Origin of the sequence: Membranihabitans marinus (genome assembly GCF_021729155.1) — a bacterium.
In the GTDB taxonomy this organism is placed as follows: domain Bacteria; phylum Bacteroidota; class Bacteroidia; order Chitinophagales; family Saprospiraceae; genus Membranihabitans; species Membranihabitans marinus.
On sequence record NZ_JAJQYA010000031.1, the window covers coordinates 246 to 16,880 of the forward strand.

Genomic DNA, 16,635 nt, shown 5'->3' on the forward strand with positions numbered 1-16,635 from the left:
CTGAATGTAGTCACGCAGTGACCAAATACCGTAAAAGGGTATTTGATGAAGGCGCCGAAACCAGCGTGTTTCGGGTGGGCTGGCCTAAAGATAGTTGTCAAATCGAGAATTAAGTTTGAGTTATGATGCGCTGCGAATCAGCATCTAAAAATACAAATCTGAAAACAACTGAATGTAGTCACGCAGTGACCAAATACCGTAAAAGGGTATTTGATGAAGGCGCCGAAACCAGCGTGTTTCGGGTGTGAACGACCAAAATGCAAAGCATCGTAGACCGTTAATCGGTCTACGGGGAGTGAAGTCGCAGCCACTGTGCTGTGACGAGAGTACATTAATATCAATAGTTACCAACTTGATTTCACCCAGCAATAAAGTAGTTGTTTAGGAACCACGACCACTGCGTCGTTGGTGGGTTAGCCACTACGCCGCGACGAGATTCCATAAAGATGAGATGTGACAAATCCATATGCATCACCATTCATCTTATCATTCAATTCACATCAATCATTGAATTTGATAGAAAAATGATGTTTGCTGTAGATTTACGGGGCAGTCACGCCTCGGCGCAATGGCCTCGGTTCCTTCATCCAATTGATATTTAATCAATTGGGTTGCACTTCGTGCAACTGCATTCAGTCATCCCGCCAGCGGGGGACATAAGAGATACTGGGCAAAAAGTGTGACAAATCCATATGCATCACCATTCATCTTATCAATCAATTCACATCAATCTTCGATTTTGAAAGAAACATGATGTTTGCTGTGGATAGAAATGAATTCCCTCGTCCCTTCAGGACTTTTTTCTAGGGAGTCATCCTTTTCATAGGGTTTCACCCTATGCTATAAGACTACGTCCTTTCAGGACTTTTCTCTTGTTATATTAGATTGGTTTACCCAAAGCCAGGGGCTAAACCCTAACGAATTACGGGGCAATCACGCCGGAGTGAACGAATGAAGTACACGACTGAATAAAGTTGCTCAAGAGAGCAACGAAATTCGGTCCTGTCTAAAATATTGTAGATTGAGACTTATTAATATGTTTTTTATAGCTATAATTTAATTTACTATAATGATGCGTCGTCATGCCACAGGAGGTGAACGAGTATGACAGAATGCAGTACTTTTATGAAAAGTTGATTAATGGCTAAAAATTAGTGGATTATTCTTCCTTCTATAGATGGTCCATGATTACCATTTGGTTTTTATTTGTTAAATTTAACTGAACCCTCGCAAAGTACTCCTGGCAGAGCACTTTGTACCTATATAAAAAGAAACATTATGAAATTGAAATCTTGTATTTTAATCCTCGCTTTTTTTTGCCTAGTAAGTAATGCCTATTCACAATACGACGGGTATAAACGAAATCCTGATGGAAGCTATTCCGTTGGCGGATGCTATGACAGCTATAAGAAAAACGATGATGGAAGTTATGCCGTAGGAGGGGGGTACAAAAGTTATATTAGAAACGCAGACGGCAGTTATGTATGTGGCGGTGCCTACAATGGATACAAACGGAATCCTGACGGCACTTATGCATGTGGCGGTGCCTATAACGGGTATAAACGCAATCCAGATGGGACCTATGTATGCGGTGGCGCTTATAATGGTTATAAAATAAATCCAGACGGGAGTTTCGTCCTTGGGGGAAAATATAATGGTTTTAAACGCAATCCAGATGGGACCTATGTATGTGGGGGCGCTTATACAGGATACAAAAGAAATCCAGATGGCAGTTATGCTGTGGGTGGCCGATATAATGGCTATAAAAGCAATCCCGATGGCAGTTTTGCTGTGGGGGGAAGCTACAATAGTTATAAGCGTAATGCTGATGGAAGCTATTCCGTGGGCTGGGGTATTTGTAACGAGTAGTGGGTTCTGCCCTCAGATTTTATTTTTATATTTTCATGTGGAGTAAATCCTAAAGTATTTTTTATTCGATTATTAATTCTTAGCTTAGATGTTTCAGTATCTATCTAACCATTTGTGAAAGCTGAAGTAAAAACGGATAATAATGAAAAACACCACTATAGATATAAACGAATCGACTATTAAACAATACGTTAATTCGTTGCGACCCGAGGATCCTGAAATTCGCGCTAAGCTCGATTTTGGATATTCATATGAAAATAATGTTTTTATTCTTTATACCATAAGACCGATTTGGAACAAACCAAATGAATACCAGAATTTGGAGTATGCTAAAATTAGGTTTTATAAAACTAGACAAGAATGGAGTTTGTTTTGGAAGCGCGGTAACGGTAAATGGGAACTTTATGAAGCCCTTCCTAAATCCAATCATTTGGATAAAATAATTGAGGAAATAAGACAAGATAAATTCTCTTGCTTTTTGGGATAATGCCAATCGAATGATGGTTAAAGAAATTGGGGGTATATTGATGTAAGGGTATTACGGTGATTATGATTTATACGAAATGGAGGAGATGTAATTATGTAATCGTATGATGTTATTTAAATTTCCTTCTCTAGAGGTTTTCAAATAGGTTGATAATTTAATACCTGATTCTTTAAAGAGACGATCTAGTAGTAAGAAGGTAGGCATTAGAAAAAGAGAACCGAAGAGTGGTGAGATATTATCAGCAAATGGATTGAATCGAAAGAAATTGATTTTAATTGCCAATATATTTTTACAGAATAAGGATGTAGCTATTCTTGAGGTTTTTATATGAGTTTTAATGCATACCCATGAATTAAATATAGATTGGGATTTTCATCATTAAACCAATTTGTTTATTTTGTATCTATATAGCAGAACCCCCGTAAATATTGAAACATGAATAACCAAGTAGTTTTTTTTCTATTACTAAGTATGTTTTTGTCATGTTCTAATGACGATGTGGTCGAACCTGAAGAAATGCCAGAATTAGAAACCATCGACATCCCTGAATCGACGGTTAATTACAACTCAAATGATAATTGGGTATTTCATCCAAATAAAACAACGATTTTACCTAATTTTAAGCTCGATATTGCCGTCATAGATAAAGATTTAGAAGTAGAGCAGATCATTCCCATTACCAATAACTCTGTGACCAATACCGGTATCGATGTGTTTTTTGTACATCCCACGGTATTGACTCAAAATGCAAAACCGGAAAATATCGACATTGAAGATCAAATTGACTTTCAAATCGCCGGAACGGTTTTGGCCCAAGGCGGTCTACTCGCCAAATACGGTAGAATGTTTGCGCCGAAATATCGACAATCAACGGGTAAAACCTATCAATCCAATGTGGACAAAGAAGAGCAGGCCAATATTATCGCCACTTCCTATAGTGATGTCAAGGCTGCCTTTCTCCATTATTTGGACCATTACAACAATGGAAATAAGATCATTTTGGCTGGACATTCCCAAGGTTCTTATTTGCTTTCACTGTTGTTGAGAGATGTATTTGATAACGATGAAAATCTAAGAAGTCAATTGGTCACCGCTGCCCTTGGAGGAATGAGGTTTATTTTTGCCGATAATGGACAATACAAAGGCGGTTTTTATGAAAACATTCCTCTGTGTACCACGACAGATCAATGTGGATGTATCAATACTTGGGCCAGTTTTGATGAAGATCGATCCTTGGCCAGTGTGAATTATGCCATGCCTCAGTTTAATCCATATCTCATCAATAGCGGTCTGGTTTATCGGGCGTATAATGAAAACGAAGATTGGTTGGTTCAAGATTTTAGCTATTACGGAGAAAATCCCAGTGAGTTAATAAATTATATTACCCCTGATGCCAGTTACAACTTCAGTCCCGGGAATAATTTTATTGCATTCAATGGTCTATATACTGCAAGGTTTAAGAGGGAGGACAGGGAAAGAGTTGCATTGAGTATAGATCATAAACCGCAAATAGATGACGATAGGCCCAATGAATTATTGGATGAAAAAAACACTTTTAATTATCCGGTATGGGGTTATCATGTAAAAGATTACCACATCTATCTATGGGCTTTAATGGAGCAAATAGATGCAAAAATCCAAGGTTGCAGTAATTGAATAGATAATGAATGGAGGCCACTGTGTCGAGGTGAACGAATGAAGTTGCACAAAGGGCAACCCGATGGACTAAATCTAACTGAGTAGGGTCCGCAGGACCATTGGTAGTCAATCTACCAATGACGAAAGCTCCAAAGCCACTGGCTTTGGGCAAACCAATCTAATACGAATTACATTTATAATTTATAAGCTTACCCACCCACGACACGGGGGTCGTGGTGCCCTCGTTGAAGGTAGATTTACTACCTTCAGTACTTCGTACTTTACTCGGTTATCTTTCGATTTATTTGAAGTTTTACATCGTTTAAAATACTCGCCGTAGCTACGGCTATGCCTGTGTTTTTAGCCTCGTCTAACTCCAAATATTTTCGAAATCTTTTCCGTCATCATAAAATGTAAATCGTATAATATAACAAGAGAAAAGTCCTGAAAGCGGCGCACTGAGCTTGGTCGAAGTGGACGTAGTCTAATAGCATAGGGTGAAACCCTATGAAAAGGATGCCTTCCTAGAAAAAAGTCCTGAAGGGACGAGGGAATTCATTTCTATCGTCAGCAAACAACATTTTTCTATTAAAATCAATGATTGATGTGAATTGAATGATAACATGAATGTTGATCCTCATGGATTTGTCACACTTTTTGCCCAATCTATCCTATTATATCATTACAGGGAATGAAAAGATATGATCTCTTCTTGTCAGAAGATTGACAATGCAAAAAGTCCGCCAAATCATCATTGTTTGATGCCGATACATCTCACCCACTCGAGGGAATAATCCCTCGGTTCCCTCATCAAATGCCTTTAGTAGGCATTTGGCTCTTTGAGCTGCATTCGGTCATGTCTCTACGTTCAGTCGTGACTGCCCCATAAATCGACAGTGTTTTACCTTCGACTAAGGCTAGATTACAATAGCTCATAAGATGAATAACATCGATTATTCGAAATATAACCGACGATTATACACGGAGTATTAAATGGTGGCTTCCTCTGTGGTTAACTGCCTTCGTTCTCAAAGAGTTTATAGAGGATTTCGAGATTGGGTTCGAGGATGATTTCAGTCCGACGATTGAGGTTTTTATTCTCTTCCGTATCATTGGGCGCGACAGGACTGTAGAATGCTCTACCCGATGCGATGATTCGTTCTGGGTTCAGACCATTGGCCGTCAATATTTGAACGACGGCAGTTGCGCGTTCTACACTGAGCTGCCAATTTCTAAACGGTGTGCCATCGGAATCGGTATGACCCTCTACATTGATATTGATCTCGCGATTGTCTCGCAATACACTGGCCAACTGAATCAATGCTTTTCGACCTTGGTTGTCAATTACGTTTGAACCTTTGGCAAAAAGAAGTTCTTGACTCAAACTCACGTATATTTTGCCATCTTTTTCACGGATGGATAAGTCCGTCTTAGAAAAACTATTTAAAGCTTCGGTAATGGTAGATTTCAACATGTCCATTTGCTCCTTTTGCTGATTGGACTCGTCCCGCAATTGGGTTAACTTTCGCTCACGCATTTCGATATCCCTCATTAAGCTGTCCAGGCTAACTTTTTGATCGTTGAGATCTTTTTCCTTCGTGGCCAATTCTCTACTGAAAGCGGCCATATCTTCGGAATAGGTCGTGATAAGTTTATCTTTTTCCACCAATGCATTGTCATATGATTTTTGCAATTGTTGGTGACTGCCTTCCAGGGAAGCTAATTTTTGCTTGGTTTCGTTGAGTTCTTCGCGAAGGTTTTCCAAGAGTGCTGCTTTCTGTTCGAGATCGGCGATAACCTTCTCATTGTATTCATTCGATTTTTGCAATTGGGTTACTTTTCGATCTGCTGATCGGTAGCGTTTATCCAATTCTTCATATTTTTTTGTGGGTACACAAGAACTGAGTAACCACGCAAAAATGAAAATCACAAAAATTTTTTGATACATATTCCTTAAAATTACAAATGCAAATATAAAATTTAATAATATTGGCAGTAGATTAATAACTATATATTTAATGCTAAACGATTATAATTTTATTATTATACTGATACTAGGGCTATTAACATCTTGTAAACATTCTGTTAATCCCGTCGAATCCGGTGATAAGACCAGTAAATTGGATGAATTGCCGCCCACCATCTATTTGGAAGATAGTGTTTTTAGTGATTCTATGCAATTAATGTTTCTAGTCGAAAACCCAGCAGGAAGCTATCGATATCGCAAATATGACTTTCAAACTTCTGCTTGGTATGCCGTGGATAAACTGATGGAAAGAAAATTTTTGCCGGGACCACTTCACAGTGGAAAGGTCGTATATCGAAGAGAAGAAAAAAATATTGTCGGCAATTATTTTCTGATGAGCAAGGACAAAAGACCTGGCGATGTTGTTGCCGTCATGCCCTTGGCTCAATTGCAAATTAACAATAAAGAGAGTATCGTGATTTTTAAGCCTGTGGATGAGTCCGATCAATTGGATCACTGTATGGACTTTGACGAATGGTTTACCATCTGCGATGAATACCGCTATTTTATTCAATATTGGCTAGAACGTCAATACAATATCAGATCCATAGAACGAATTCAATGGTTGCCCATCAATACGAGTGATTTTATAACGAGTAATCTTTAGCAATAATTTAGTGATTAGATTTATTCTTATTGACCATCAATGGTTTGTCGGCTAATATTTGATAGTTGGGTAGCAATTTGCCTTTCTTGTTGTGATATTTTTCTTGAATTAAATCCAAGTTCGAAGAAGAATAGAGGTTTGATACCATTTCTTGATGCTTGGGAATGTCCAAACTTTTGATTTCATAGGGAATAGAGGAAGAGGTTTGGATGGTGAAGTAGGATACCAACAACAGGAGAACAGTGGCGGCCACGGCAAGTCCTTGTTTGAAACGCATATTTTTCTGCTGCAATTTTTTAATCTTTAATTCAGCATCTATTTTTTCCCACACCAAGGGGCTGGGGTTTATACTATGTCCGTGTAATTTATCTTGTAAATTTTTCATGTTCAATTATTTAGATGACTTACATCGTCTTTTTATTGTTAGCGCTTTGATTTTTTTTTAAAATACTCTGCAATTTTTTCTTAGCCATGATCAATTGCGATTTCGATGTATGAATACTAATGTTTAAAATCTCAGCTATTTCTCTGTGTTTATATCCTTCGATGGCGTACAAGTTAAATATCGTTCTATAGCCTTCCGGAAGTTCGGCTATGGTCTGTAATAACTCGTCGGCATTGAGTCGGGCGATCGCTTCGGGATCTATGGCTATTTCAAGATCATCTAAGGGTATATGTAGAAGATTTCGCTTATTCTTCCTAATTTTCATTAAGCATTCATTAATCATAATCCGCTTAATCCATCCTTCAAAACTGCCTTCGTTTTTGTAGGAGGTAATCTTGGTGAATATCTTAATAAATGCTTCTGCCAATGCATCTTCGGCTTCTTCAACGTTTTTTAAATACCGAATCCCGATAGACATAAATAACGGGGCATAGGTGTCGTAGAGCTTTTTTTGATCTACTCTATTGCCTTTTTTGAGCCCTGTAATTAATTTATCTACCTCCATACATTTATTATTAGATGAACAAAATAGGTAAAATGTTGTACGTAAGTCTTATTTTTTCTCTGGGAGTAGGGGAACTCTACAGGGGATATGATTAAAGCGCATTATGAGGAGAGGTCGAAAAATGGTTTAATGAGTACTGTATCAAGAGGTAAGCATTTTTTCTATAAAAAATAATACAAAGGAAGGTTAATATAAATGAATTTCAGGTTTGCCAAGCCAGGGGTTTGAGAAAATGGGGTAAGGATTATGGGGATTTATAAAATTTCATGCTAATCAAAAGAAATAATATATTTGCCTATAAATATAAAATGTGGTTATGGCAGAACTAGCTTCAAAATATGATGCTTCCAGTGTAGAAGATAAATGGTATAATGAGTGGATGGAAAAGGATTATTTTTCTTCGGTGCCCGATGAAAGAGAGCCTTATGCGATAGTAATTCCTCCGCCCAATGTGACAGGTATTTTACATATGGGTCATATGTTGAACAATTCGATTCAGGATATTTTGATTCGAAAAGCGCGACTGGATGGGAAAAATGCTTGTTGGGTGCCCGGTACCGATCACGCTTCTATAGCAACTGAGGCCAAGGTCGTTCAATGGTTGCGAGAAAAGGGGATGAAGAAGGGTGATCTTACACGAGAAGAGTTCTTAACCTATGCATGGGAATGGACGGATAAGTATGGAGGGATAATTCTCCATCAACTGAAAAAACTCGGTGCATCTTGCGATTGGTCTCGGACCGCATTTACCATGGATGAGTCTAGATCTGAGCAGGTGATTCAAGCCTTTATCGATATGTATAATTCGGGAAAATTGTACCGGGGGTTGAGAATGGTGAATTGGGATCCAGAAGCCAAGACTGTTTTGTCCAATGAGGAAGTTCTGTATTCAGAGGAAAATTCTAAATTGTATCACCTCAAATATCCAGTGGCCGACAGTGACGACTACGTAGTAATAGCCACTACCAGACCTGAGACTATTTTGGCCGATACCGGTGTGGCGGTTCATCCTGAGGACGATCGATATGCGGGATTAAAGGGGCAGTCGGTCGTGGTGCCGATAGTCAATCGAGCAGTCCCCGTTATTTTTGACGATTACGTAGATCGCGAGTTTGGAACCGGAGCATTGAAAGTCACTCCGGCACACGATGTCAATGACTATGAAATAGGTCAGCGTCACAATTTGGAAGTGATTAATATTTTTGAAGAAGATGCTACCCTAAATGCCGACGGTCTGCACTATGCTGGCCAGGATCGATTCGAGGTGAGAAAGGCCATCGTGAAAGAATTGGAAGAAAAGGGATTTTTGATAAAAGTAGAAGAATATGTCAACAATGTAGGACGTTCAGAACGGACAAAAGCCGTTGTTGAGCCTCGACTTTCTTTGCAATGGTATGTGAATACGGAAGCATTGGCCGAGCCGGCATTGAAGGCCGTAATGGATGATGTCATTCGGTTTTTTCCTGAAAACATGAAAAACACTTATCGACATTGGATGGAAAACATCCGCGATTGGTGTATTTCGAGACAGTTGTGGTGGGGGCATAGAATTCCGGCCTATTATTACCAAGACGAGATAGTAGCGGCTGCCAGTCCAGAAGAAGCTTTGGCTCAAATGCAGGAGAAATTTCCAGAGACACAACTGACCATCGATGATCTTCGACAGGATGAAGATGTGTTGGATACTTGGTTCTCCAGTTGGTTGTGGCCTTTCTCGGTTTTCAATGGTATGAGAAGCAATGCCGAGGTGGATTATTATTACCCTACGGCCACCTTGGTGACGGGATGGGATATTATATTTCTTTGGGTCGCTCGAATGGTGATGGCAGGTTATGAGTGGAAAGGAGAACGTCCGTTTAAAGAAGTGTATTTCACGGGAATGGTGAGGGATAAACAGCGCCGAAAAATGAGTAAATCATTGGGTAATTCACCAGATGCCCTTCAATTATTGGCGGATTATGGGGCTGATGGAGTACGATTTGGACTACTGTCATCTTCACCTGCAGGTGGAGATTTGTTGTTTGACGACAAGCTCTGTGAACAAGGTCGTAACTTCTGTAATAAAATGTGGAATGGTCTTCGATTGATCAAAGGTTGGACGGTAGATGATGCCGGAGTAGATGACCGCGATGTATTGATGCGGACAACGGCATTAGATTGGATCAGCAACCAATTTCAGGCTCTCTTGGCCGAATTGGATCAAGAGTTTGAACAATATCGTCTATCTGAGGTAGCTAAGAAATTGTACAATTTTATATGGAATGAATTTTTCTCATGGTTTTTGGAGATGGTAAAACCTCCCTATGGTCATCCCATTGATCGTGCGAGTTATGAAAGAATATTAAATATTTATGAGGAATTGATGATTGCTCTTCATCCATTTATGCCTTTTATTACGGAAGAAATTTATCAAAATTTAAGGGAGAGATCTAGTGACGATCACGTAATGGTGGCTCAGTGGCCGAAGCAAGGCAATATTGATTCTTCGCTATTTTCATCTTTTGAATTGGTCAAAGATTTGGTGTCCAATGTCAGGGATTTGAGAAATAAGAATCAGATCAAACAGCGTGACCCCTTGACCATGAAAATGTTGGCAGGTGTGGAAAGTAAGGAATTATTGTCCAATGCGGGATTGCGTGAATTGTTGCTTAAAATGGCCGTTGTAGAAGAACTGGAAATCGTAGATGCCGCTCCAGAAGTACCTCATGCCAATATTGTCGCACAGACGGTAAAAGCTTTTGTGATATTGCCAGCTATGGATGTAGAAGAAGAGCGGGCAAAATTAAAAGCAGAATTGGATTATGCCCTCGGTTTTGTAAAATCGATCTCGGGAAAACTGAGCAATGCCAAGTTTGTAAATAATGCACCAGCGGCGGTAGTGGACAAAGAGCGCAAAAAATTAAGTGATGGACAAGCGAGGGTGTCCATGTTGGAAGAGAGTTTGGCTCGGCTTAAGTAAAGATAATCAATATCAAGAGGCAAGGTTTATCCTTGCCTTCTGCTTTTTTAGGGATATTGTTTTAAGAGTTGAGACAGCAGGGATTTGGGAATCGTGAGGGCTGTTCCGTGACGCAGGCCTTTGGGGAAAGATATTTGATCAGAGATGTCTGTCCAAGTTTGCCAATCCGAGGTTTTCATTGCACCCATTCTATGTCTGGTATATTCATCGTAATAGACGATATATTCCTTTCCTATTTTTAATACTGTTGGTCCTTCTATCCATGAAGGGGAAAAACTGGGCAAGGCAGGGCCATACCCTTTATTCATTCTTTTGCTGGAAGTTATACGAAGATTTTTTTTGGCCTCGGGATATTTGGTTTCATCTTTCACGATCATTTTATAGCCCTTGTCGACGGGGACGATAACGCCGTCAATTACATTGAACCCATCATCGTATAGCAACTTCGTAGGGCTAAAAGTCTCGAAATCATCGGTTAGAGTATAATACATGCGATGATTGTAATTTTTGTCCCCACTGTTATCGGTTTTGGGGAATTTGCCGGGAATAGTCGTCGACCAATATATCATATATCGCTTCTTGTTGTCATCGTAAATGATTTCTGGCGCCCAGCAATTGAGGGCTGAATCTTCGTCATCCATCACCGGGATAAATTTTTGATCGGACCAATGAATGAGGTCTTTGGTGGAGGCATAGCCAATGCCTTTTTCACCCCAACTCACCGTCCACACCATGTGATAGCTGCCGTCCGGACCTTGAATCATACATGGATCGCGCATCAGTTTGTCTTCGCCTACCACGGGTTGCAATATTGATTGATCCTGATTGAGGCTTATCCATTCTATTCCATTGTCACTATAGGCTATATGTAATCCGTCTTCTCCATTGTTTTTAAAATAGGTGAAAAGATATGCCGAATCCGATTGACTGTATAGGGGGAGGATAAATCCGATTAAAAGGAGGGTGATTGTTTTTCTGGAATCGAAATTAATTTGTTTCCGTTTCATAGGATTAATGGAATTAAATGATTTTAATTATATCTTAGATAAAGATATAATTTTATGTTTTTATCGTTTAATTTCTGTTATTTTTAACCACATGAAGCAATCCACCGCGGCCAAATTAGTTTCTGTTACCATAATTATTGGTGCAATGTATTTATTGCAGGGCGTTTTGGTGCCATTGCTTTTTGCCAGTTTAATATCTGTTATTCTATGTCCACTTACGGTGTTTTTGGAAAAGAAAAAAGTGCCCAGTATACTGGCTGCTGCTCTTACGGTATTGATCGCTTTTATAGTGATTAGTGGAATAGTTTGGTTTATTGTAAATCAAGTTATTATTATTGGCAGTATTGATTATCAATTTCAAGAAAAGTATACAGAGATTATCTCGGCTTTGGAAAATTTCTTTATGACAAGGTTCAATCTTCAGCCCACCGACGTATGGGAGTGGATTAAGGAACAATCTCAAGATCTTATCAATTCTGTGACGGGATATGTATCGGTGTTATTTAGTTCTGCGGGCAATACAGTGGCCAACTTTGTATTAATGCCATTGTATATATTTTTTATGTTGTACTATCGCGATTTTTTTGTTGCCTTTTTTTACCGAGCTTTTCCCAATACTCCTGAGGATAAGGTGTCCAATACCTTGAATCGAATCTATTATGTGATCCAAAGTTATATTCTAGGGTTGGTCACGGTAATGGGTATAGTGGCCGTGCTGAATACCATCGGATTATGGGTTATGAATATTCAGTACGCATGGTTTTTCGGGGTGTTGGCTGCCCTGTTGTTATTGATTCCCTATATTGGGATAGCCATAGGGTCGATTTTACCGGCTGTGTTTGCCTTGGTGACTATGGACAGTGGATGGTACGCCGTCGGTGTTTTGGTTTGGTTTCAAGTGGTTCAATTTTTTGAAGGTAATTTTATTACCCCCAATATAGTAGGAGGAAAAGTCAGCGTCAATCCCATGTTTGCCATTATTTCTTTGTTGTTGGGCAGTATGCTTTTTGGTTTGCCAGGTCTAATTTTGGCCATGCCCATGATGGCAGTATTGAAGGTTGCCATGGATGCCAGTCCAGAATGGAGTGCTTTTGGTTTTGTGATAGGAGAGCCAGAAAAACAGTATCTTCATAAAAAGTCCAAGAACAGGAGAAAAAGAAAATGGCGGATCCCCAGTCAATATAGAAATCGAAAGTAATGTAAATCACAATAACTCTTGGTGAAACTGCATTCGGTCATGTCTCTACGTCGAGGCGTGATTGCCCCGTAATTCGTTAGGTATTTTGCCACTGTGCCGAGGTGAACGAATGAAGTTGCACAAAGGGCAACTCGATGGACTAAATCTAACTGAGTAGGGTCCACAGGACCATTGGTAGTCAATCTACCAATGACGAAGGCACCAAAGTCACTGGCTTTGGGTGGGTAAGCCAGATTAGAGAAGTCATGCCCACTGCGGCATGACTAGTATTTATGAAAACTGACTGTGTGGTTTTGATATTAAAAGATAAGAATATGTGTCAGGAATTCACCCGATTCTATTATGTCGTCCTTTCAGGACTTCTTTTCAAGATGACAATTAATTCATAGGGTTTCACCCTACGCTGACATATTTTGTCCTTTCAGGACTTATTTATCAAGCTGGCTCCGGCGTGACCGCAATATATGTTAATAGGTTTTATATCACCATTCCGAGGAATGACAGCAACATAATTCGATAGGTTTTTAGCCACTGGCTTTGGGCAAACCAATCTAATACGAATTACATTTATAATTGATAAGCTCACCCACCCACGACACGGGGGGCGTGGTGCCCTCGTTGAAGGTAGATTTACTACCTTCAGTACTTCGTACTTTACTCGGTTATCTTTCGATTTATTTGAAGTTTTACATCGTTTAAAATACTCGCCGTAGCTACGGCTATGCCTGTGTTTTTAGCCTCGTCTAACTCCAAATATTTTCGAAATCTTTTCCGTCATCATAAAATGTAAATCGTATAATATAACAAGAGAAAAGTCCTGAAGGGACGTAGTCTAATAGCATAGGGTGAAACCCTATGAAAAGGATGCCTTCCTAGAAAAAAGTCCTGAAGGGACGAGGGAATTCATTTCTATCGTCAGCAAACAACATTTTTCTATCAAATTCAATGATTGATGTGAATTGTATGATACCATGAATGGTGATGGTCATGGATTTGACACACTTTTTGCCCAGTATCTCTTATGTCCCCCGGCCGAGACATGAGTATGTTTTCTAGATAAAAATATTCTTCAGACATGCAAAATCTAGATTGTAAGACTTACAAATCGTCAGTATACATTTATCACAATATTTTCATTTCGTCCTAGGTCGTATTATTGGTAGCCCTTGGCTTGCAATCCGTAGAGTTCAGCGTACTTCCCATCTATATCAATGAGTTCATCATGAGATCCTTCTTCGATGAGTTGACCGTGCTCCAAAAACAGGATGCGATCAGCCATTCTCACCGTTGAAAATCTATGGGATATAATCACGCCTCGGCACAGTGGCCTCCTACCCACCCGAGCCCAGTGGTCTCGGTTCCTTCGCCAAATGTCCCTTAAGGACATTTGGTTGCTCTAAGGAGCAACTTTGCTCAGTCATCTTCGTCAAAGGTCGATTTACGACCTTTGGTTGCCATTCTGGCAACTTTACTCAATTACGCCGTAGCTACGGCTATGCTGGAACCCCTCCCGAAACGCGGAGGTTTCGGCTCCTTTATCAAATACCCATTAAGGGCATTTGGTAGTCTTTCAGACTACTTCATTCAATCGTGTATCTACGTCGAGGCGTGACCGCCCCGTAATTCGTTAGGGTTTAGCCACTGGCTTTGGGTAAACCAATCTAATATAACAAGAAAAAAGTCCTGAAGGGACGTAGTCTAATAGCATAGGGTGAAACCCTATGAAAAGGATGCCTTCCTAGAAAAAAGTCCTGAAGGGACGAGGGAATTCATTTCTATCGTCAGCAAACAACATTTTTCCATCAAATTCAATGATTGATGTGAATTGAATGATACCATGAATGGTGATGGTCATGGATTTGTCACACTTTTTGCTCAGTATCTCTTATGTTCTCCGGCCGAGACATGAGTATGTTTTCAAGATGAAAATATCCTTCAGACATACAAAATCTAGGTTGTAAGACTTACAAATCGTCAGTATACATTTATCACAATATTTTCATTTCGTCCTAGGTCGTATTATTGGTAGCCCTTGGCTTGCAATCCGTAGAGTTCAGCGTACTTCCCATCTATATCAATGAGTTCATCATGAGATCCTTCTTCGATGAGTTGACCGTGCTCCAAAAACAGGATGCGATCAGCCATTCTCACCGTTGAAAATCTATGGGATATAATCACGGCACTCTTGTTGACCATTAATTCAGTGAAGCGCTCGAAAACTTCGTGTTCTGCTCTGGCATCTAGGGCAGAGGTTGGTTCGTCGAGTATAAAGAGTTGGGCATCTCTTACATAAGCCCTTGCTAAGGCTATTTTTTGCCATTGTCCTCCTGATAATTCGACTCCATCGTTAAATCGTCGTCCCAGCATTTGATCAATCCCATTGGGCAATTCACTGACAACTTCTGAAGCCAAACTTTTTTCTGCTGCATAATCTATAATGTCATTTAGCTGATGACCATTTTTTTGATTTTTGCTAATGATATCAATATTGCCTATGGCTATATTTTCTTTTGCCGTAAAGTCCAGTCGAATATAATCTTGAAAAATGATACCAATATTTTTGCGCAAGTCATCCAATTGGATGCGGTCTAGTGGAATGTTGTCCACATATATTTTCCCTTCGCTGGGATCATATAATCGTGATAGCAGCTTGATTAAAGTGGTTTTTCCAGCGCCATTTTCTCCAACTAGCGCTATTTTTTCATTTGCTCCAATGGTGAAACTGATGTTTTTTATGGCGTAAATATTGCTTCCTGGATATTTAAATCCGACATTTTCAAATCGAAATCCCTCTTTGATGGGATTGGGAAAAGGCAGCATTTCAGCACTTTGTTTTATGGTGGGTTGAATTTCAAAAAAGTCAAATAAATCGGTTAAATATAGGGAGTGTGAAGATATCTGTGAGAATCTCAACATGATACCCTGTAGTCCAGATTGCATTCGCTTAAAAGTTCCAGATAAAAATGTCAGTGTTCCCAAGGTGATTAGACCTTGAATGGTTTGTAAAATGATGACTACATAGGCCCCATAATAGGCCAAACTACCCAATGCGGAAAGCAATCCGGCCCAAGTGGATTTTTTAATGATGAGTTTGCGATTGGCCAAATAGTATTCGTGAGCTAGGGTCTTAAATCTCTGAGCGAGAAAACGAGCTAGGTTAAAGATTTTCACTTCCTTGGCCGCCGTATTTGATGCCCCTAAAAAACGCAGATAATCGAGTTCTCTTCTTTCTTGTGTCCACGATCGAGTCAGTGAATAGGACTGCATATTGAAGTGCATTTCACCGATAAATGTGGGGATTACCGCAATGATGAGGAGAATAATAAGCCAGGGACTAAATACAATAAGTCCCAATGCCAGAGACAACAATGATATCAATTCCTGCAGCTGAGTGAGGACCAAAGACAATAGTACCGTCCTACTATTGGTTTGTTGCCGTGCGCGTTCCATTTTGTCATAAAAGTCAGCATTCTCGAATTGGTATAGATCGAGAGTGGCTGCGTGATGGATTATTTTTTCCGAGGTATGGTTGCTAAACAAATCTCCGAGCAATCCATCGATTAGTTGGATCAATTGTCTTAGGAAAATTTGGACGATGACCAGTCCGGCTTCTAAACCCAACATATACCATAGGTAGGTCTTGGACATTTGGTTGTCCTCCATTAAGGCAATAACCGTGTCTATTATTTCTTTGCCCACATATAGTATGGCCAGAGGTAGGAGGGCTGCCACCAATCTGAGACCAATATTCCAAAGCGTCATAGTCGGTTGGGTCTCCCATATCAAACGAAGAAATCGCGGCAGATTGCCCATGGCTTGCCATTGCTCCTTTAGCGATAATTTTGGTGGTTGTTTTTTTCGTGGAGGCATATTATATTAACTTGTTATTTTATA

At 39.7% G+C, this 16,635-nt stretch carries 11 protein-coding genes and 1 pseudogene; 6 read left to right on the forward strand and 6 right to left on the reverse strand.

All coding sequences use genetic code 11. The annotated features are described in order from the left end of the window. The first annotated feature begins 1,278 nt into the window (after positions 1 to 1,278). From LVD51_RS15875 to LVD51_RS15885, 3 genes are all read left to right on the forward strand, one after another. Positions 1,279 to 1,869 carry a hypothetical protein gene (locus LVD51_RS15875; RefSeq protein ID WP_236972343.1) on the forward strand — a complete coding sequence of 197 codons (591 nt, stop codon included), beginning with the start codon at positions 1,279 to 1,281 and terminating at the stop codon, positions 1,867 to 1,869. 142 nt (positions 1,870 to 2,011) lie between these two features. Beyond that, a complete protein-coding gene (locus LVD51_RS15880) occupies positions 2,012 to 2,356 on the forward strand; it encodes a DUF3024 domain-containing protein (RefSeq protein WP_236972344.1) in 345 nt (114 codons plus the stop codon). 435 nt (positions 2,357 to 2,791) lie between these two features. After that, positions 2,792 to 4,012: a DUF3089 domain-containing protein gene (locus tag LVD51_RS15885; RefSeq protein WP_236972345.1), complete on the forward strand. Its 1,221-nt coding sequence runs from the start codon at positions 2,792 to 2,794 to the stop codon at positions 4,010 to 4,012. 994 nt (positions 4,013 to 5,006) lie between these two features. On the opposite strand, the gene LVD51_RS20150 is transcribed toward LVD51_RS15885, so the two are convergent. Continuing rightward, positions 5,007 to 5,924 (reverse strand): OmpA/MotB family protein, encoded by a 918-nt coding sequence (locus LVD51_RS20150; RefSeq protein ID WP_236972346.1) that lies wholly within the window; start codon positions 5,922 to 5,924, stop codon positions 5,007 to 5,009. Positions 5,925 to 6,012: 88 nt separating this feature from the next. Here LVD51_RS20150 and LVD51_RS15895 point away from each other — a divergent pair, with 88 nt between their 5' ends. Further along, positions 6,013 to 6,627 carry a hypothetical protein gene (locus LVD51_RS15895; protein ID WP_236972347.1) on the forward strand — a complete coding sequence of 205 codons (615 nt, stop codon included), beginning with the start codon at positions 6,013 to 6,015 and terminating at the stop codon, positions 6,625 to 6,627. A gap of 7 nt (positions 6,628 to 6,634) precedes the next feature. Here the strand turns inward: LVD51_RS15895 and LVD51_RS15900 are convergent, their stop codons facing one another. Beyond that, positions 6,635 to 7,012, reverse strand: a complete 378-nt coding sequence (locus LVD51_RS15900; RefSeq protein WP_236972348.1) for a hypothetical protein — start codon at positions 7,010 to 7,012, stop codon at positions 6,635 to 6,637. Between the two features lie 19 nt (positions 7,013 to 7,031). Beyond that, on the reverse strand, positions 7,032 to 7,577 hold the full coding sequence (locus LVD51_RS15905; RefSeq protein ID WP_236972349.1) for an RNA polymerase sigma factor: 546 nt from the start codon (positions 7,575 to 7,577) through the stop codon (positions 7,032 to 7,034). A gap of 316 nt (positions 7,578 to 7,893) precedes the next feature. Here LVD51_RS15905 and LVD51_RS15910 point away from each other — a divergent pair, with 316 nt between their 5' ends. Then, positions 7,894 to 10,536 (forward strand): valine--tRNA ligase, encoded by a 2,643-nt coding sequence (locus LVD51_RS15910; RefSeq protein WP_236972350.1) that lies wholly within the window; start codon positions 7,894 to 7,896, stop codon positions 10,534 to 10,536. A gap of 47 nt (positions 10,537 to 10,583) precedes the next feature. Here the strand turns inward: LVD51_RS15910 and LVD51_RS15915 are convergent, their stop codons facing one another. Further along, the gene (locus LVD51_RS15915; RefSeq protein WP_236972351.1) at positions 10,584 to 11,543 is read right to left on the reverse strand and encodes a glycoside hydrolase family 43 protein; all 960 of its coding nucleotides are present in this window, start codon (positions 11,541 to 11,543) and stop codon (positions 10,584 to 10,586) included. 91 nt (positions 11,544 to 11,634) lie between these two features. On the opposite strand from LVD51_RS15915, the gene LVD51_RS15920 reads away from it, so the two are divergent. After that, complete coding sequence (locus LVD51_RS15920) at positions 11,635 to 12,741, forward strand: AI-2E family transporter (protein WP_236972352.1); 1,107 nt, start codon at positions 11,635 to 11,637, stop codon at positions 12,739 to 12,741. A gap of 1,153 nt (positions 12,742 to 13,894) precedes the next feature. Here the strand turns inward: LVD51_RS15920 and LVD51_RS20040 are convergent. Next, positions 13,895 to 14,053: pseudogene (locus LVD51_RS20040) on the reverse strand (ABC transporter ATP-binding protein); the annotation flags it as partial. Between the two features lie 707 nt (positions 14,054 to 14,760). After that, positions 14,761 to 16,611 (reverse strand): ABC transporter ATP-binding protein, encoded by a 1,851-nt coding sequence (locus tag LVD51_RS15925; protein ID WP_236972353.1) that lies wholly within the window; start codon positions 16,609 to 16,611, stop codon positions 14,761 to 14,763. Between the last annotated feature and the right edge of the window lie 24 nt (positions 16,612 to 16,635).